11 protein-coding genes are annotated in these 15,441 nt (G+C 71.6%); 7 read left to right on the plus strand and 4 right to left on the minus strand.

The window, feature by feature from the left end:
• Window positions 1-69: 69 nt before the first annotated feature.
• The 4 genes from IM697_RS11410 to IM697_RS11425 form a co-directional block, all read right to left on the minus strand.
• On the minus strand, window positions 70-2,454 hold the full coding sequence (locus IM697_RS11410; RefSeq protein WP_194047190.1) for a transglutaminase TgpA family protein: 2,385 nt from the start codon (window positions 2,452-2,454) through the stop codon (window positions 70-72).
• On the minus strand, window positions 2,451-3,824 hold the full coding sequence (locus IM697_RS11415; protein ID WP_194047191.1) for a DUF58 domain-containing protein: 1,374 nt from the start codon (window positions 3,822-3,824) through the stop codon (window positions 2,451-2,453). Before IM697_RS11415 ends, IM697_RS11410 begins: the two co-directional genes overlap by 4 nt.
• Window positions 3,824-4,864 carry an AAA family ATPase gene (locus tag IM697_RS11420; RefSeq protein WP_194047193.1) on the minus strand — a complete coding sequence of 347 codons (1,041 nt, stop codon included), beginning with the start codon at window positions 4,862-4,864 and terminating at the stop codon, window positions 3,824-3,826. The genes IM697_RS11415 and IM697_RS11420 overlap by 1 nt, the downstream gene beginning before the upstream one ends.
• A 234-nt stretch (window positions 4,865-5,098) precedes the next feature.
• Complete coding sequence (locus IM697_RS11425) at window positions 5,099-5,644, minus strand: beta-class carbonic anhydrase (RefSeq protein ID WP_194047195.1); 546 nt, start codon at window positions 5,642-5,644, stop codon at window positions 5,099-5,101.
• Window positions 5,645-6,006: 362 nt separating this feature from the next.
• Between IM697_RS11425 and rsmH the strand changes: the two genes are divergently transcribed.
• From rsmH to murD, 7 genes are all read left to right on the plus strand, one after another.
• Entirely contained in the window at window positions 6,007-6,963 is a 957-nt protein-coding gene (gene rsmH / locus IM697_RS11430; RefSeq protein ID WP_194047197.1) for a 16S rRNA (cytosine(1402)-N(4))-methyltransferase RsmH, read from the plus strand.
• Window positions 6,964-7,042: 79 nt separating this feature from the next.
• Window positions 7,043-7,639 (plus strand): cell division protein FtsL, encoded by a 597-nt coding sequence (ftsL, locus tag IM697_RS11435; RefSeq protein WP_194047199.1) that lies wholly within the window; start codon window positions 7,043-7,045, stop codon window positions 7,637-7,639.
• 118 nt (window positions 7,640-7,757) lie between these two features.
• Window positions 7,758-9,716 carry a peptidoglycan D,D-transpeptidase FtsI family protein gene (locus IM697_RS11440; protein ID WP_194047201.1) on the plus strand — a complete coding sequence of 653 codons (1,959 nt, stop codon included), beginning with the start codon at window positions 7,758-7,760 and terminating at the stop codon, window positions 9,714-9,716.
• A 228-nt stretch (window positions 9,717-9,944) separates the two neighbouring features.
• Window positions 9,945-11,474 (plus strand): UDP-N-acetylmuramoyl-L-alanyl-D-glutamate--2,6-diaminopimelate ligase, encoded by a 1,530-nt coding sequence (locus IM697_RS11445; RefSeq protein ID WP_194047203.1) that lies wholly within the window; start codon window positions 9,945-9,947, stop codon window positions 11,472-11,474.
• Window positions 11,475-11,478: 4 nt separating this feature from the next.
• Window positions 11,479-12,882, plus strand: a complete 1,404-nt coding sequence (locus IM697_RS11450; protein WP_194047205.1) for a UDP-N-acetylmuramoyl-tripeptide--D-alanyl-D-alanine ligase — start codon at window positions 11,479-11,481, stop codon at window positions 12,880-12,882.
• On the plus strand, window positions 12,879-13,949 hold the full coding sequence (gene mraY, locus IM697_RS11455) for a phospho-N-acetylmuramoyl-pentapeptide-transferase (protein WP_194047207.1): 1,071 nt from the start codon (window positions 12,879-12,881) through the stop codon (window positions 13,947-13,949). Before IM697_RS11450 ends, mraY begins: the two co-directional genes overlap by 4 nt.
• The gene (gene murD / locus IM697_RS11460) at window positions 13,931-15,355 is read left to right on the plus strand and encodes a UDP-N-acetylmuramoyl-L-alanine--D-glutamate ligase (RefSeq protein ID WP_194047209.1); all 1,425 of its coding nucleotides are present in this window, start codon (window positions 13,931-13,933) and stop codon (window positions 15,353-15,355) included. The genes mraY and murD overlap by 19 nt, the downstream gene beginning before the upstream one ends.
• Window positions 15,356-15,441: the final 86 nt, after the last annotated feature.

Raw genomic sequence — 15,441 nt, forward strand, 5'->3', positions numbered from 1 at the left:
ACCGGCCGGTGGTCACCCCCTGATGTATGCCCTGGTGCGTGTGGCCGGGGACTCAGCCCCGGCGCACCGTCACCCCTGCTGCCCCGGAGTCGAAGGCCGGCGCAGCGTCGGTCGGGCCGCGATCGCGCGGCGCTTGACGTCGGTCCACCACTCCGACAGCGCCCAGACCACCCGCACGCTGGACCGTGGCGCCAGCAGGGCGCGCACCTTCGTCGTCCATGTGGCCTTGGACCGCAGGTCGGACCGCACACGGCGGACGTCCTCCGCGAGGCCGGCCGTCGGACGGGGACTCGGGGCGTAGAGGACCTGTTCGACCGCGTCGGCGACTCGATGGACCGAGGCCGCCGCCGGGGGGTCGAGGTGGCCCAGCCGGACGATGCGGGCGGCGGTCTTGCGGGGCGTCTGGGAGTCGTCCGGCGGGATGCCGAAGTCCCAGGCGGTGTCGGTCAGTTCCTGCCAGACCGCCAGGGCGTGCAGCGGTATGTCCGCCTCCGTACGCCCATGTGCCCCCAGCCTCACCGCTCTCGTCCGTAGCCGCCACAGCATCGGCGCCGAGGGGATCAGCAGCGCCGCCGCGCCACCGAGCACCCACGCCAGCAGGACGTACCACTTCGGGCCGTCACCGCCGGACGGCAGCGCGGCCTGAGGCGACTCGCTCGCGCACAGCTGCGGGTTCTGCCCGGCGCAGCTCTCGCTGGTCGAGGGGGTGGCGGAGGGCCCGGTGCTCGTCGACTGCGAGGGCCGCGCCACGTCCGGGACCGTCGAGCCCGGCGTGTCCGACAGGGTGTACGACGGCGCCGAGCCACGGGTCGGCGTCGGCTCGAAGCGGGTCCAGCCCACGCCCTCGAAGTACAGCTCGGGCCAGGCGTGCGCGTCCCTCAGCCCCACCGAGACGGAGTTGTCGCCCTGCGGGGTACCGGGCGCGAAGCCCACCGCGACCCGCGCCGGTATGTCCAGCGAGCGGGCCATCGCCGCCATCGCGAACGAGAAGTGGACGCAGAAGCCCTGCTTGTCCCGCAGGAACCGGGCGATCGCCGTGCGGCCGCTGCCGACCTTGACGTTGGTGTCGTACTGGAAGCCGCCCGTGATGGCGAAGTAGTCCTGGAGCTTGACCGCCTGCTGGTAGTGGCTGGTCGCGCCCTTGGTGACCTCGCGCGCGGTCTCGGCGACCACCGCGGGCAGCGAGCCGGGCAGCTCGGTGAACTCGCGCTTCAGCGCGGCCGGCGGCTCCGGCGCGTCGGCGAGCTGCTCCGCCGTCGGCTGCACATCGAGGCTGCGCACGGTGTACGTCGCCCCGCGCGTGGTCTGGCGGCGATCGCCGACCACCGTCATGCCCAGCGGTTCGTACCGCCACCTGCCGTCGATGTCCACACCGCTCGGCGGGTATGGCATCGGCAGCCAGTTCTGGGCGTACCAGTCCGCCGCCGAGATGGTCGTCTCGACCTCCGCGCGCCGGACGTCCGGGCCCAGGCCGATGGGCGTGGGGAACTTGTCGGGGACGGCCTCGATGTTGCGCTTGGCCGGCTCCCAGGTGGTGCCGTCGAAGTCGTCCAGGGACACGATCCGCAGGTACAGGTTCGACAGGTCCGCCGTGTTGGTCTTCAGGGACATGACCTCGCGGTCCTCGTCCACGTTCAGACTGTCGCGCAGTGACACCAGCGGGTTCACCGCGGAGACCGTGCCGCCCCTGCCGCTGCCCGGGCCCACACCCGCGCCGGCGGCGTCCAGCAGCCCGCCGTTCATGGCGGGCAGGGCGAGCGGCACCACCAGGGCGATGCCCAGCGCGACCACGCCGATACGGCGCCCGGTGCGGACCGGTGCCACCGCGCCGGTGGGTTCCCCGCCCGGCGTCCGGGGCGCCCCGCCGAAGACCCGGCCCCACTGCGAGAGCCGGTCGCGGCCCTCGGCCAGGAGCAGCATCAGATAGCCCATGGCGGCGACCAGGAACCACAGCCAGTCCGCACCGCCGTCGGACAGTCCCGCCGCCACGGAGTACAGCGCCAGCAGGGGCAGCCCGGCCGGCGCGGCGCTGCGGAACGTCACCGCGAGGGTGTCCACCGCCAGGCCGATGACGAGGACCCCGCCGATCAGCATCAGCCGGATGCCGTCGGACAGCGGCGCCGGGATCGAGTACCGGCTGACGTCGTCCCCGCCGGTCTGCAGCAGGTCGGCGAAGTGCCGGAAGGCCTCCGGCCCGGGGATCACCCCGATGATCGCCTGCTGGTTGGCGAAGGTCAGGGTCAGCAGCATCAGCGCGACCAGCGCCTGCGCGGCCACCGTCAGGGGACGGGCCAGCGGCACCCGTCGGGCCGCCATGCCCACGCTCGTCTGGATCGCCAGCAGGAAGACCGCCTGCATCAGCCAGGTGACCGGGGAGACCAGCGGCAGCAGGGCGCACGAGGCCATCAGCGTGGCCGCCGCGGCGCACAGCGCCATCCGTGTCCGCCCGCTCATGCCGCTCCCCCCTCGCCCCGCACGCCACCGGCCGCCGCGGCGTCCGTACGCGCTCGGTCCGCCTGGCGCCACAGGTCGTTCAGCGAAGCGCCCCGCGGCACGCTCAGGGCCGTCCAGCCCGCCTCCCGCAGCATCCGCAGCCGCTCCTCGCTCCTGTCCAACGCGCCGGGCACATCCGTCGGTTCCCGCACCCAGGCCCCGCTGTCCAACACGAACGCCACCGCGCCCCCGCTGCGCTGCCGCATCTTGGCGGCCACCGCCGCCTGCTCCTCGTCGAGGTCGCCGAAGAAGCCGACCAGCAGCCCCTCGTTGCCGCCGCGCAGCACGTCGTACGCCCGCGACAGACCCGTGCCGTCGGAGTGGTCGATCACCGCGAGGGTGTCCATCATCAGCCCGGCCGCGTCCGCCGACTCCTGGTTGGCGCCCGCGAACCCGTCGGCGCCCTCGCCGGGCACCGAGCTGCCGGTGTCGGTCAGCAGCCGGACGGAGAAGCCCCGCTCCAGCATGTGCACCAGTACGGACGCCGTGCCCGACACCGCCCACTCGAAGGCCGAGTCCGGGCCCGCGCCCTGGAAGGCCAGGCCCCGGGTGTCAAGGAGCACCGTGCACCGGGAGCGCTGCGGCTGCTCCTCGCGGCGCACCATCAGCTCGCCGTAGCGCGCGGTGGAGCGCCAGTGGACGCGGCGCAGGTCGTCGCCGTAGCGGTAGCCGCGCGGGATCACGTCGTCCTCGCCGGCCAGCGCGAGCGAGCGCTGCCGGCCGTCGCCGTACCCCTTCGCCTCCCCGCTGAAGCGCACCGGCGGCAGCGGCTCCACCCGCGGGATGACCGTGAGGGTGTCGTACGTGGAGAAGGAGCGGGTCAGCTCGCACATGCCGAACGGGTCGCTCAGGCGCAGTTGCAGCGGGCCCAGCGGATAGCGGCCGCGCAGGTCGGAGCGGACCCGGTAGGACACCTCGCGGCGGCCGCCCGGCTCGACCCGGTCGAGCACGAAGCGGGGACGCGGGCCGAGGACGTAGGGCACCCGGTCCTGGAGCATCAGCAGGCCGGTGGGCAGCCGGGAGACGTTGTCCATCCGCAGATGCACCCGGGCCTCGCTGCTCGCGGGCACGCGCGCGGGGGAGAGCCGGCGGCTGCCCGCGACCCGGTAGCGGGTGCGGTACAGCACCGCCGCGCAGACCAGTGGCAGCACCGCGAGCAGCAGTCCGACGCGCAGCAGGTCGCTCTGGCCCAGGACGTAGGCGCAGACGGCGGCCGCGACCCCGGCGGCGAGGAAGGAGCGGCCGCGCGTGGTCAGACCGGCCAGGGCGGTGCGGATGCCGCTCTGGTCGCCGCGGTCCGCCTCGGTCTGGCCCGTACTGCCGGAGGTCATCACAGCCTCCGCGGCGGCTGCTGGCCGTACGACGCGGTGCCGCGGCTCAGGCCGCCCAAGCCGCTCTGCTGCTGCGGCGCGGCGGGCACCGGGGTGCGCTGGAGGATCTCCTGGACGACCTGCTCGGAGGTGCGCCGGTTGAGCTGGGCCTGCGCGGTGGGCAGCAGACGGTGCGCCAGGACGGCCACAGCGAGGGCCTGCACGTCGTCCGGGAGCGCGTACTCCCGGCCGCTCAGGGCCGCCGACGCCTTCGCTGCGCGCAGCAGATGCAGCGTCGCGCGCGGGGAGGCGCCGAGTCTGAGATCGGGGTGGGTGCGGGTGGCCGCGACCAGGTCCACCGCGTACCGGCGGACCGGCTCGGCGACATGCACGCCGCGCACCGCGTCGATCAGCTTCACGATGTCGTGCGCGTGCGCCACCGGCTGCAGGTCCTCCAGCGGGGAGACACCTCCGTGCACGTCCAGCATCTGCAGCTCGGCCTCCACGCTGGGGTAGCCGACGGAGACACGGGCCATGAAGCGGTCGCGCTGGGCCTCGGGCAGCGGGTAGGTGCCCTCCATCTCGACCGGGTTCTGCGTGGCGACCACCATGAAGGGGCTCGGCAGCTCGTAGGTCTGCCCGTCGATCGTGACCTGGCGCTCCTCCATGGACTCCAGGAGCGCGGACTGCGTCTTCGGCGAGGCGCGGTTGATCTCGTCGCCGATCACGATCTGCGCGAAGATCGCGCCGGGCTTGAACTCGAAGTCCTTGCGCTGCTGGTCCCAGATGGACACACCCGTGATGTCCGAGGGCAGCAGGTCCGGTGTGAACTGGATACGCCTTACCGAACAGTCGATGGACCGCGCCAGCGCCTTCGCCAGCATCGTCTTGCCCACACCGGGAACATCCTCGATCAGAAGATGTCCCTCGGCGAGCAGTACGGTCAGCGAAAGCCGTACGACCTCGGGCTTGCCCTCGATCACACCCTCCACCGAACTGCGGACCCGCTCCACAGTGGCAGTCAGATCAGTGAGGCTCGCTCGATCGTCATAGGTCGTCACCCGGCCCTCCTCGGCCCGTTCTTTCCGGGCCGACGCGATGCGCGGACCGGCCCACCCCTGGAACTCGGACACCACGCGTGAAGAGTTCTGCGTGTTGTCACACCCGCATTCTTGCTGCCGTTACCGATTCGTGTCACTCGACTGTGGACAACTGCCTGCGATATGTCGGGTCTTACGGCCTTTTGGGCGCGCCCGGGCGCAGATTGACAGCGAAACGACAGGTGCGGCGGATGGTTACGTGGGGTCGATCTCGCGCAGCAGGCCCGTCCGCACGTCGAAGACGAAGCCGCGCACATCGTCGGTGTGCAGCAGGAACGGCGAGGTGCGCACCCGCTGCATCGACTGCCGAACGTCCTGGTCGACGTCCCGGAAGGACTCCACCGCCCAGGCGGGCCGCTGGCCGACCTCCATCTCCAGGTCGTGCCGGAAGTCCTCGGTGAGGGTCTCCAGGCCGCAGCCGGTGTGGTGGATGAGGACCACACTGCGGGTGCCCAGCGCCCGCTGGCTGATGGTCAGGGAGCGGATCACGTCGTCGGTGACGACGCCGCCCGCGTTGCGGATGGTGTGGCAGTCGCCGAGCTCCAGGCCCAGCGCGGCGTGCAGGTCGAGACGGGCGTCCATGCAGGCCACGACGGCGACGTGCAGGACGGGACGGGCGTCCATCCCGGGGTCGGTGAAGGCGGAGGCGTACCGCTCGTTCGCGTCGACGAGGCGGTCGGTCACCGTACCGCCGCGTATGGCGCCTTCGGGCTCGGTGGGAACAGATGCGGAAGTCGTCATATTCATGACGGTACTGGTCACGGCTCTCGCGGTCCTGTCGTGAGAAGGGAAAAAGAGCGTCATCACGTGCGGCGTGTGAGGTAACGCACAGGGGGTTCGCGACGCGCAGGTCGGTTGATTGACCGGAAGACAGGGTGGACTAAAGTGACGCGAAGCGGGAGGCGAGACTCCCTGCTGGACTGTTTTTCCAAGGAGACCCCGGCGATTTCTCCGAAGGTCTCCCCGCGTGCGCGGCGCGTACGTACGGCTCGGCCTCCTCCCGCTCCCGGCCGGCTGACGCTTCCGGCGCCGGCAGGCCTCCCCTTCACGAGCGGGCGGGGACCCGGCGGTGCGTACGGCCCCGCCGGATCTGAGAGGGCCCCTTGAGTCAGCGTCGACATGTCCCGGTGATGCTCCAGCGGTGCCTGGACCTGTTGGCCCCCGCCCTGCAGCGGCCGGGAGCGGTGGTCGTCGACTGCACGCTCGGGCTCGGCGGCCACAGCGAGGCCCTTCTGACGCGGTTCCCCGAGGCCCGGCTCGTCGCCCTGGACCGCGACAAGGAGGCCCTGCGCCTGTCCGCCGAGCGGCTCGGCCCGTACGGCGAGCGCGCGACCCTCGTGCACGCCGTCTACGACGAGCTCCCGGAGGTCCTGGCCAGGCTCGGCATCCCGCGCGTACAGGGCGTCCTGTTCGACCTCGGCGTCTCCTCCATGCAGCTCGACGAGGCCGACCGCGGCTTCGCCTACGCCCAGGACGCCCCCCTCGACATGCGCATGGACCAGACGGCCGGCATCAGCGCCGCCGAGGTCCTCAACACCTACCCGGCCGGTGAGCTGGTGCGGATCCTGCGCGCGTACGGCGAGGAGAAGCAGGCCAAGCGGATCGTGGCCGCCATCGTGCGCGAGCGGGAGAAGGAGCCGTTCAGCAACAGCGCCCGGCTCGTGGAGCTGATCCGCGACGCGCTGCCGCAGGCCGCCAAGCGCACCGGCGGCAACCCGGCCAAGCGCACCTTCCAGGCGCTGCGCATCGAGGTGAACGGCGAGCTGTCCGTCCTGGAGCGGGCGATCCCGGCCGCCGTGGCCGCTCTCGCCGTCGGCGGGCGGATCGCGGTGCTGTCGTACCACTCGCTGGAGGACCGGCTGGTCAAGCAGGTGTTCGCGGCCGGCGCCGCCACCACCGCGCCGCCGGGGCTGCCCGTCGTCCCCGAGCAGTACCAGCCGCGGCTCAAGCTGCTGACGCGCGGTGCCGAACTTCCCACCGAGGAAGAGGTCGCCGAGAACCGGCGCGCGGCACCCGCGCGTCTGCGCGGTGCCGAGCGCATCAGGGAGTCCATCGAATGAGCGGCGTGGGGCAGGGGCGGGCCTGGCGGGTCCAGGACTCGAACCCATGGGCGGGAAAACCGGACCCGGGGGAGGGGCAGTGAGCAGGAAACCCGAACTGAGAGGGCGGGCCGCCCGGCTCGCGCGGCTCTTCCCCCCGGGCGCCGGGCAGGCCGCCCGCGCCCCCTTCGTCCTCCTCGTCGTCGTCCTCCTCGGCGGCGGCCTCATCGGGCTCCTCATGCTGAACTCCGCCCTGAGCGAGGGCGCCTTCAAGCTCGACGACATCCAGAAGGAGACGAAGGCCCTCACCGACGAGGAGCAGTCCCTCCAGCGGGACATCGACGCCTACTCCGCCCCCGACGCCCTCCAGCGCCGCGCCCGGGAACTCGGCATGGTCCCCGGCGGCGACCCCGCCTTCCTCAACCCGGACGGCACGGTCAAGGGCGTCCCCAGCACCGCCCCCGCCGGGCAGCTCGCCGGCCGCAGCCCCGTCGTCCTCGCCCCCGAGGCCCTCCCCGACGCGCCCGTGCCGCTCCCGGCGCCCAGCCCGACCCCCACCACCGCCCCGCCCGACGCGTCCCAGACCCCGGCCGGACCGCCCGCGGCGCCCCAAGCCGTCCCGCAGGGCGCACCCGGCGGTCCCGCCCCATCCGCCCCATCCGCCCCGTCCTCCGCGTACCCGACCCCCGGCAGGTGACGGAAGTGGTCGAAAACTCCCCAAGGCAACCACCGCGCCGCCGCGTGCGCTTGGTGGGGCCGTGTTCTGGGGTTTGTGCTGTGTCTTGCATGTATCCGACCTCCGGCAGGTGAGGGAAGTGGCCGAGAATTCCTCCAGGCAACCGCCGCGCCGCCGCGTGCCCGGACCCGCCCGCTCCGGCGGCGGCCAGCGGCGACCGGGCCCCGGCTCCCGCCCGGCCCGCCGCCCGGCCCGGCCGCGCCCCGGGGCCGCCGGCACGATCCGGCTCGGCAGCCCCCGCCCCCGGCTGCGCATGGTCGGCCTCGCCCTGGCCCTCGTACTGATCGCGTTCGTGCTGCGGCTGCTCCAGGTGCAGGGCGTCGACGCGAGCACCTACGCCGCCAAGGCCGAGAAGAACCGCTACGTCGGCTACACCCTGGCCGCCGAGCGCGGCGGCATCACCGACCGCAACGGCGTGGCGCTCGCGACCAGCGTGGACGCGTACGACATCACGGCCGACCCCACGCTGTTCTCCCGCGAGCAGCTCAAGATCGACGACGGCCCCGAGCAGGCGGCCGCCCTGCTCGCGCCGATCCTCGGCCAGGAGCCGGAGAAGATCGTCAGGAAGCTGCGGCCCGCGAACAAGAACCTGCGCTACACCCTGCTGGCCAGCCGCCAGACCCCGCAGGTCTGGAAGCAGATCAAGGACCTGAAGAACGCGCTGGCCACCAAGGCCGAGACCGACAAGAGCACGGTGAACGTCCTCGCCGGGGTGCTGTCGGTCGCCAGCAGCAAGCGCGTGTACCCCAACGGGGATCTCGCCGCCGGGATACTGGGCTGGGTCAACGCCGCAGGCAAGGGCGGCGGCGGCATCGAGCAGCAGCTGAACACGGAGCTGGCCGGCAAGGACGGCGAGATCCGCTACGCCCAGTCCGGCGGCCGCCAGGTCCCCACGGTGAACTCCACCGAGACGCCCGCCGTGCCCGGCAGCGACGTCGAGCTCACCATCGACCGCGACATCCAGTGGGCCGCGCAGAACGCGATCTCCAAGCAGGTCGCCGAGTCCCGGGCGGACCGCGGCTATGTGATCGTCCAGGACACCCGCACCGGCGAGATCCTCGCCATGGCCAACTCACCCGGCTTCGACCCGAACGACCTCTCCGAGGCCAGCAGCGCCAACATGGGCAACGCGGCCCTCCAGGACGCCTACGAGCCCGGCTCCACCGCGAAGGTCATGTCCATGGCCGCCGTACTGGAGGAGGGCGTGGCCACGCCCGGCACCCATGTCATCGTGCCCAACCGGCTGCACCGCGGCGACCGGCTGTTCAAGGACGACATCGACCACGAGACCTGGTACCTCACGCTCAACGGCGTGCTCGCCAAGTCCAGCAACATCGGCACCATCCTCGCCACCGGCCAGCTCGGCAAGACCCAGGCGCAGGCCAACAAGGTCCTCTACGACTACCTGCGCAAGTTCGGCCTCGGCAGCCACACCGGCCTCGACTTCCCCGGCGAGACCCCGGGCATCCTCGCCGCCCCCGACAAGTGGTCGACTTCGCAGCAGTACACGATTCCTTTCGGCCAGGGTGTGTCCATCAACGCGATGCAGGCGGCCTCCGTCTACTCGACGATCGCCAACGGCGGCGTTCGCATCGAACCCACGCTCGTACGCGGCACCGAGGGACCCGACGGGAAGTTCACCGAGGCCCCGAAGCCCAAGAAGACCCGCGTCATCAGCGCCAAGACGGCGAAGACCCTCGCCCAGATGCTGGAGTCGGTCGTGGACGACGAGGAGGGCACCGGCAACAAGGCGCGCATCCCCGGCTACCGGGTCGCGGGCAAGACGGGTACGGCGAACCGAGTGGATCCGGCCACCGGAAAGTACCGCGGCTACACCTCGTCGTTCGCCGGCTTCGCACCCGCCGACAAGCCCCGGATCACGGTCTACTGCGCCATCCAGAACGCCACCCAGGGCAACTACTTCGGCGGCCAGATCTGCGGCCCCATCTACAAGCAGGTGATGGAGTTCGCGCTGAAGACCCTGCAGGTCCCGCCGACCGGCGCCAAGCCCGCGAAGCTCCCGGTCGCCTTCAATTGACCACCCTGATCAGCACCGAGCAGCCACAGGAACCACCCCGTGACCACGATCACCCCCGACCCTGGGAACCAGGGCAGCCCCCGCCCCTCGCCCGCCCGTCTCCCACCACCGCCCTTGCCGGACCGCACTGCGCGCGGGCCCCTCTTTAGCTCGCAAGGGGGTGCGCCCGGTACGCTCACCGCCGTGCCACACGCTGATCAGTCCCAAACCACCCAGAAGGGGCATCCCGTGACATACCCCGGGCTGCCCAGGCCGGCGCGGGTCACCGCCGCACCCCTCGCGGAACTCGCCGACCAGCTGGGTGTCCCCGCGCCGGAACCCGCGGACACCCCCGCCGAGGTCACGGGCATCACCCATGACTCGCGCGCCGTCCGGCCCGGCGACCTGTACGCCGCCCTCCCGGGCGCCCGCCTGCACGGCGCCGACTTCGTCACGCAGGCCGCGGGCCTCGGCGCGGCCGCCGTGCTGACCGACCCGACCGGCGCCGAGCGCGCCGCCGCGACCGGGCTGCCGGTCCTGGTCGTCGAGGACCCACGGGGCCGGATGGGCGAACTGGCGGCCACGATCTACGGCCACCCCGGCCGCGACCTGCTGCAGATCGGCATGACCGGCACCTCCGGCAAGACCACCACCGCCTACCTCATCGAGGGCGGGCTCCGGACGAGCAAGGCCACCGGTCTCATCGGCACGGTCGAGATGCGCATCGGCGACGAGCGCATCAAGTCCGAGCGCACCACCCCGGAGGCCACCGACCTCCAGGCCCTGTTCGCCGTCATGCGCGAGCGCGGCGTCGAGGCGGTCGCCATGGAGGTCTCCAGCCACGCCCTGGTCCTCGGCCGGGTCGACGGCTGCGTCTTCGACATCGCGGTCTTCACCAACCTCAGCCCGGAGCACATGGAGTTCCACTCCGACATGGAGGACTACTTCCGGGCCAAGGCGCAGCTGTTCACCCCCAGGCGCAGCAGGTTCGGCGTCGTCAACCTCGACGACGAGTACGGCCGCAGGCTCGCCAAGGAAGCCACCGTCCCGGTCGTCACCTACTCCGCCGAGGGCCACCCCGACGCCGACTGGCGCGCCGAGGACGTGGAAATCGGCCCCCTGGACTCGACGTTCACCGTGATCGGGCCCAAGGACGAGCGGATCGCCGCCACTTCGCCGCTGCCGGGCCCCTTCAACGTGGCCAACACCCTCGCCGCGATCGTCGCCCTCGCCGCCGCCGGCCTCGACGCGCAGACCGCCGCCGACGGCGTCGCCGCCGTGCCGGGCGTGCCGGGCCGTCTGGAGCGGGTGGACGCCGGGCAGCCGTATCTCGCGGTCGTCGACTACGCCCACAAGACCGACGCCGTCGAGTCGGTGCTCAAGGCGCTGCGCAAGGTCACCGAGGGCAGCCTGCACGTGGTGCTCGGCTGCGGCGGCGACCGGGACCAGACCAAGCGCGCCCCGATGGGCGCCGCCGCGGCCCGGCTCGCCGACACCGCCGTACTGACCTCCGACAACCCCCGCTCCGAGGACCCCCTCGCGATCCTCGCAACCATGCTCCAGGGCGCGGCGTCCGTACCAGCACACGAGCGCGGCGAGGTCCAGGTCTTCGAGGACCGGGCCGCCGCGATCGCCGCGGCCGTCGCCCGCGCACAGCCCGGAGACACCGTGCTGGTCGCCGGCAAGGGGCATGAGCAGGGCCAGGACATCGCCGGAGTGGTCCGTCCCTTCGACGACCGCCAGGTGCTTCGCGCAGCTATCCAGAAGACCCAGGGATGAACTTGTGATCGCCCTCTCTCTCGCCGAGATCGCAGAAGTCGTCGGCGGGCAGACACACGACATACCGGATCCGTCCGTCCAGATCACCGGATCCGTCGTCCGGGACTCCCGAGAAGTGGAGCCCGGCAGCCTCTTCGTAGCCTTCGTCGGCGAGCGCGTGGACGGCCACGACTTCGCTCAGGCCGTCGTCGCGGCCGGCGCGGCCGCCGTACTGGGCTCGCGCCCCGTCGGCGTGCCCGCGATCGTCGTGCCGGACGTCCAGAAGGCCCTCGGCGCCCTCGCCCGTCATGTCGTACGCCGGCTCGGCGCGACCCTCGTCGCCCTGACCGGCTCGGTGGGCAAGACCAGCACCAAGGACCTGATCGCCCAGGTGCTCCAGCACAGGGCGCCGACCGTGTGGACGCCGGGCTCCTTCAACAACGAGATCGGGCTGCCGCTCACCGCCCTCAGCGCCACCGAGGACACCAGGTTCCTGGTCCTGGAGATGGGCGCCCGCGGCGTCGGCCACATCCGCTATCTCACCGATCTGACGCCCCCGAGGATCGGCGTCGTGCTCAACGTCGGCACCGCGCACATCGGCGAGTTCGGCGGCCGCGAGCAGATCGCGCAGGCCAAGGGAGAGCTCGTCGAGGGCCTGCCTCCGTCGGAAGACGGCGGCGCCGCGATTCTCAACGCCGACGATCCCCTCGTACGGGCCATGGCGTCCCGTACGAAGGCGAAAGTGCTCCTATTCGGAGAGTCCGGCGAAGCGGACGTTCGCGCCGAGAACGTGCGACTCACGGACAGCGGACAGCCCTCCTTCGTGCTTCACACACCCTCCGGGTGCAGTGATGTGACCATGCGCCTGTACGGTGAGCACCACGTGTCGAACGCGCTCGCCGCGGCCGCCGTCGCCCATGAGCTGGGCATGTCCGCGGAAGAGATCGCCACCGCGCTCTCCGAAGCGGGCTCCCTCTCACGCTGGCGGATGGAGGTCACCGAGCGCCCGGACGGCGTGACCATCGTCAACGACGCCTACAACGCGAACCCAGAATCCATGCGGGCCGCGCTGCGTGCCCTGGCCGCCATGGCCAAGGGCCGCCGGACGTGGGCGGTGCTCGGCAAGATGGCCGAGCTCGGTGACGAGGCGCTGACCGAACACGACGCTGTCGGACGGCTCGCCGTCCGTCTCAACGTGAGCAAGCTCGTCGCGGTCGGGGACAGGGAAGCGTCCTGGCTGCAACTGGGCGCATACAACGAGGGTTCGTGGGGTGAGGAGTCGGTGCACGTGTCCGACGCACAGGCGGCTGTCGACCTGCTGCGCAGCGAGCTGCGCACGGGAGACGTCGTGCTCGTGAAGGCTTCCAGGTCGGTGGGCCTGGAGCAGGTCGTGCTCGCACTGCTCGAGGGTGAGGTCTCCGGCCGATGAGGCAGATCCTGTTCTCCGGTGCCATCGGGCTCTTCCTGACCCTGATCGGCACCCCGCTGCTCATCAAGCTGCTCGCCAAGAAGGGCTACGGGCAGTACATCCGCGACGACGGCCCGCGTGGGCATGCCAGCAAGCGCGGAACGCCGACGATGGGCGGAATCGCCTTCATCCTGGCGACGGTCATCGCGTACTTCGCGACGAAGCTGATCACGGGAGCGCCTACCACGTTCTCGGGTCTCCTGGTGCTCTTCATGATGGCGGGCATGGGCCTCGTCGGCTTCATCGACGACTACATCAAGATCATCAAGCGGCGTTCGCTCGGTCTGCGGGCCAAGGCGAAGATGGCCGGCCAGCTGATCGTCGGCATCACCTTCGCGGTGCTCGCCCTGCAGTTCGCGGACACCCGCGGCAACACTCCTGCCTCCACGAAGATTTCGTTCGTGCAGGACTTCGGCTGGTCGATCGGCCCGGTCCTGTTCGTGGTCTGGGCGCTGTTCATGATCCTGGCCATGTCGAACGGCGTGAACCTCACCGACGGCCTCGACGGTCTGGCGACCGGCGCCTCGGTGATGGTGTTCGGCGCGTACACCTTCATCGGTGTCTGGCAGTTCCAGGAGTCCTGCGCCAACGCGACGACGCTGACGAACCCCTCGGCCTGTTTCGAGGTGCGTGACCCGCTCGACCTCGCGATCGTGGCCTCCGCGCTGATGGGCGCCTGCTTCGGCTTCCTGTGGTGGAACACCTCGCCCGCCAAGATCTTCATGGGCGACACCGGTTCGCTCGCGCTCGGCGGCGCCCTCGCCGGCCTCGCGATCTGCTCGCGCACCGAGCTGCTCCTCGCCCTGCTCGGCGGCCTCTTCGTCCTGATCACCATGTCGGTGGTCATCCAGGTCGGCTCGTTCCGCCTCACCGGCAAGCGCGTCTTCCGCATCGCCCCGCTGCAGCACCACTTTGAACACAAGGGGTGGTCCGAAGTCCTTGTGGTGGTCCGCTTCTGGATCATCCAGGGCATGTGTGTGATCGTCGGACTGGGCCTCTTCTACGCGGGATGGGCAGCGGACAAGTGACCGACTGGCAGGGGAAGAACGTCACCGTCGCCGGACTCGGCGTCTCCGGGATCCCGGCGGCCAAGGTGCTGCACGCGCGCGGGGCGAACGTCACGGTCGTCAACGACGGCGACGACGCACGCGCGCGTGAGCAGGCCGCCGAGTTGGAGGCGCTCGGTATCGCCGTCCGACTCGGTGACGGGGCGACCCTGCCCGAAGGCACCGACCTCGTCGTCACCGCGCCCGGCTGGAAGCCGGACAAGCCGCTGTTCGCCGCGGCCCGTGCCGCGGGCCTCGAGATCTGGGGCGACGTCGAGCTCGCCTGGCGGCTGCGCGGCCCGGACGCCGCCCCCTGGCTCGCCGTCACCGGTACCAACGGCAAGACCACGACCGTCCAGATGCTCGCCTCGATCCTCAAGGCGGCCGGTCTGCGCACCGCCGCCGTGGGCAACATCGGCGTCTCACTGCTCGACGCGGTGCTCGGCGACGAGCGGTACGACGTCCTCGCCGTGGAGCTGTCCAGCTACCAGCTGCACTGGGCGCCCTCCCTCCGGGCGCACTCGGCGGCCGTGCTGAACATCGCGCCCGACCACCTCGACTGGCACGGCTCGATGGAGGCGTACACCGCCGACAAGGGCCGTATCTACGAGGGCAATCGCGTCGCCTGTGTCTACAACGTCGCCGACAAGGCCACCGAGGACCTGGTGCGCGAGGCGGACGTCGAGGAGGGCTGCCGGGCCATCGGCTTCACCCTCGGCAGCCCGGCCCCCTCCCAACTCGGCGTCGTCGACGGCATCCTCGTCGACCGCGCCTTCGTGGAGAACCGCCAGAAGAACGCCCAGGAGCTCGCCGAGGTCTCCGACGTCAACCCGCCGGCCCCGCACAACATCGCCAACGCCCTTGCGGCGGCGGCCCTCGCCCGGGCCTACGGGGTGCCCGCCAAGGCCGTACGGGACGGCCTGCGGGCCTTCACTCCGGACGCCCACCGCATCGCGCATGTGGCGGACGTGGACGGGGTCGCCTACGTCGACGACTCCAAGGCCACCAACACGCACGCGGCGGAAGCGTCGTTGGCGGCGTACGGGTCCATCGTCTGGATCGCGGGCGGGCTCGCCAAGGGCGCCGTCTTCGAGGAACTGGTCGCCAAGTCCGCGGGGCGGCTGCGCGCGGCCGTGCTCATCGGCGCCGATCGTGGCCTGATCCGTGAAGCCCTGGCGCGACACGCGCCGGAAGTACCCGTCGTCGACGTCGACCGGACCGACACTGGGGCGATGCTCGCGGCAGTCCAGGAGGCCCGGCGACTCGCCGTCGCCGGGGACACGGTGCTCCTGGCACCTGCCTGTGCCTCGATGGACATGTTCGCCAATTACAACCAGCGCGGTGACGCGTTCGCGGAGGCGGTTCGCGAACTCGGCGCGGGCGCCTGACGGCGGGTCTCGGCCACAGCGGGTGCTTCGGGACCCTTGGAGGGACGCGTGACTCGGATGTGGCCGGACGGTACGCACGCCCACGA

The sequence above is a fragment of the Streptomyces ferrugineus genome (assembly GCF_015160855.1).
Taxonomy (GTDB): Bacteria; Actinomycetota; Actinomycetes; order Streptomycetales; family Streptomycetaceae; genus Streptomyces; species Streptomyces ferrugineus.

Coding starts and splice junctions, on each gene's coding strand:
- IM697_RS11410 (WP_194047190.1), bottom strand. CDS start 2,454: ATGAGCGGGCGGACACGGATGGCGCTGTGCGCCGCGGCGGCCACGCTG.
- IM697_RS11415 (WP_194047191.1), bottom strand. CDS start 3,824: ATGACCTCCGGCAGTACGGGCCAGACCGAGGCGGACCGCGGCGACCAG.
- IM697_RS11425 (WP_194047195.1), bottom strand. CDS start 5,644: ATGACGACTTCCGCATCTGTTCCCACCGAGCCCGAAGGCGCCATACGC.
- mraY (WP_194047207.1), top strand. CDS start 12,879: ATGAGGCAGATCCTGTTCTCCGGTGCCATCGGGCTCTTCCTGACCCTG.
- murD (WP_194047209.1), top strand. CDS start 13,931: ATGGGCAGCGGACAAGTGACCGACTGGCAGGGGAAGAACGTCACCGTC.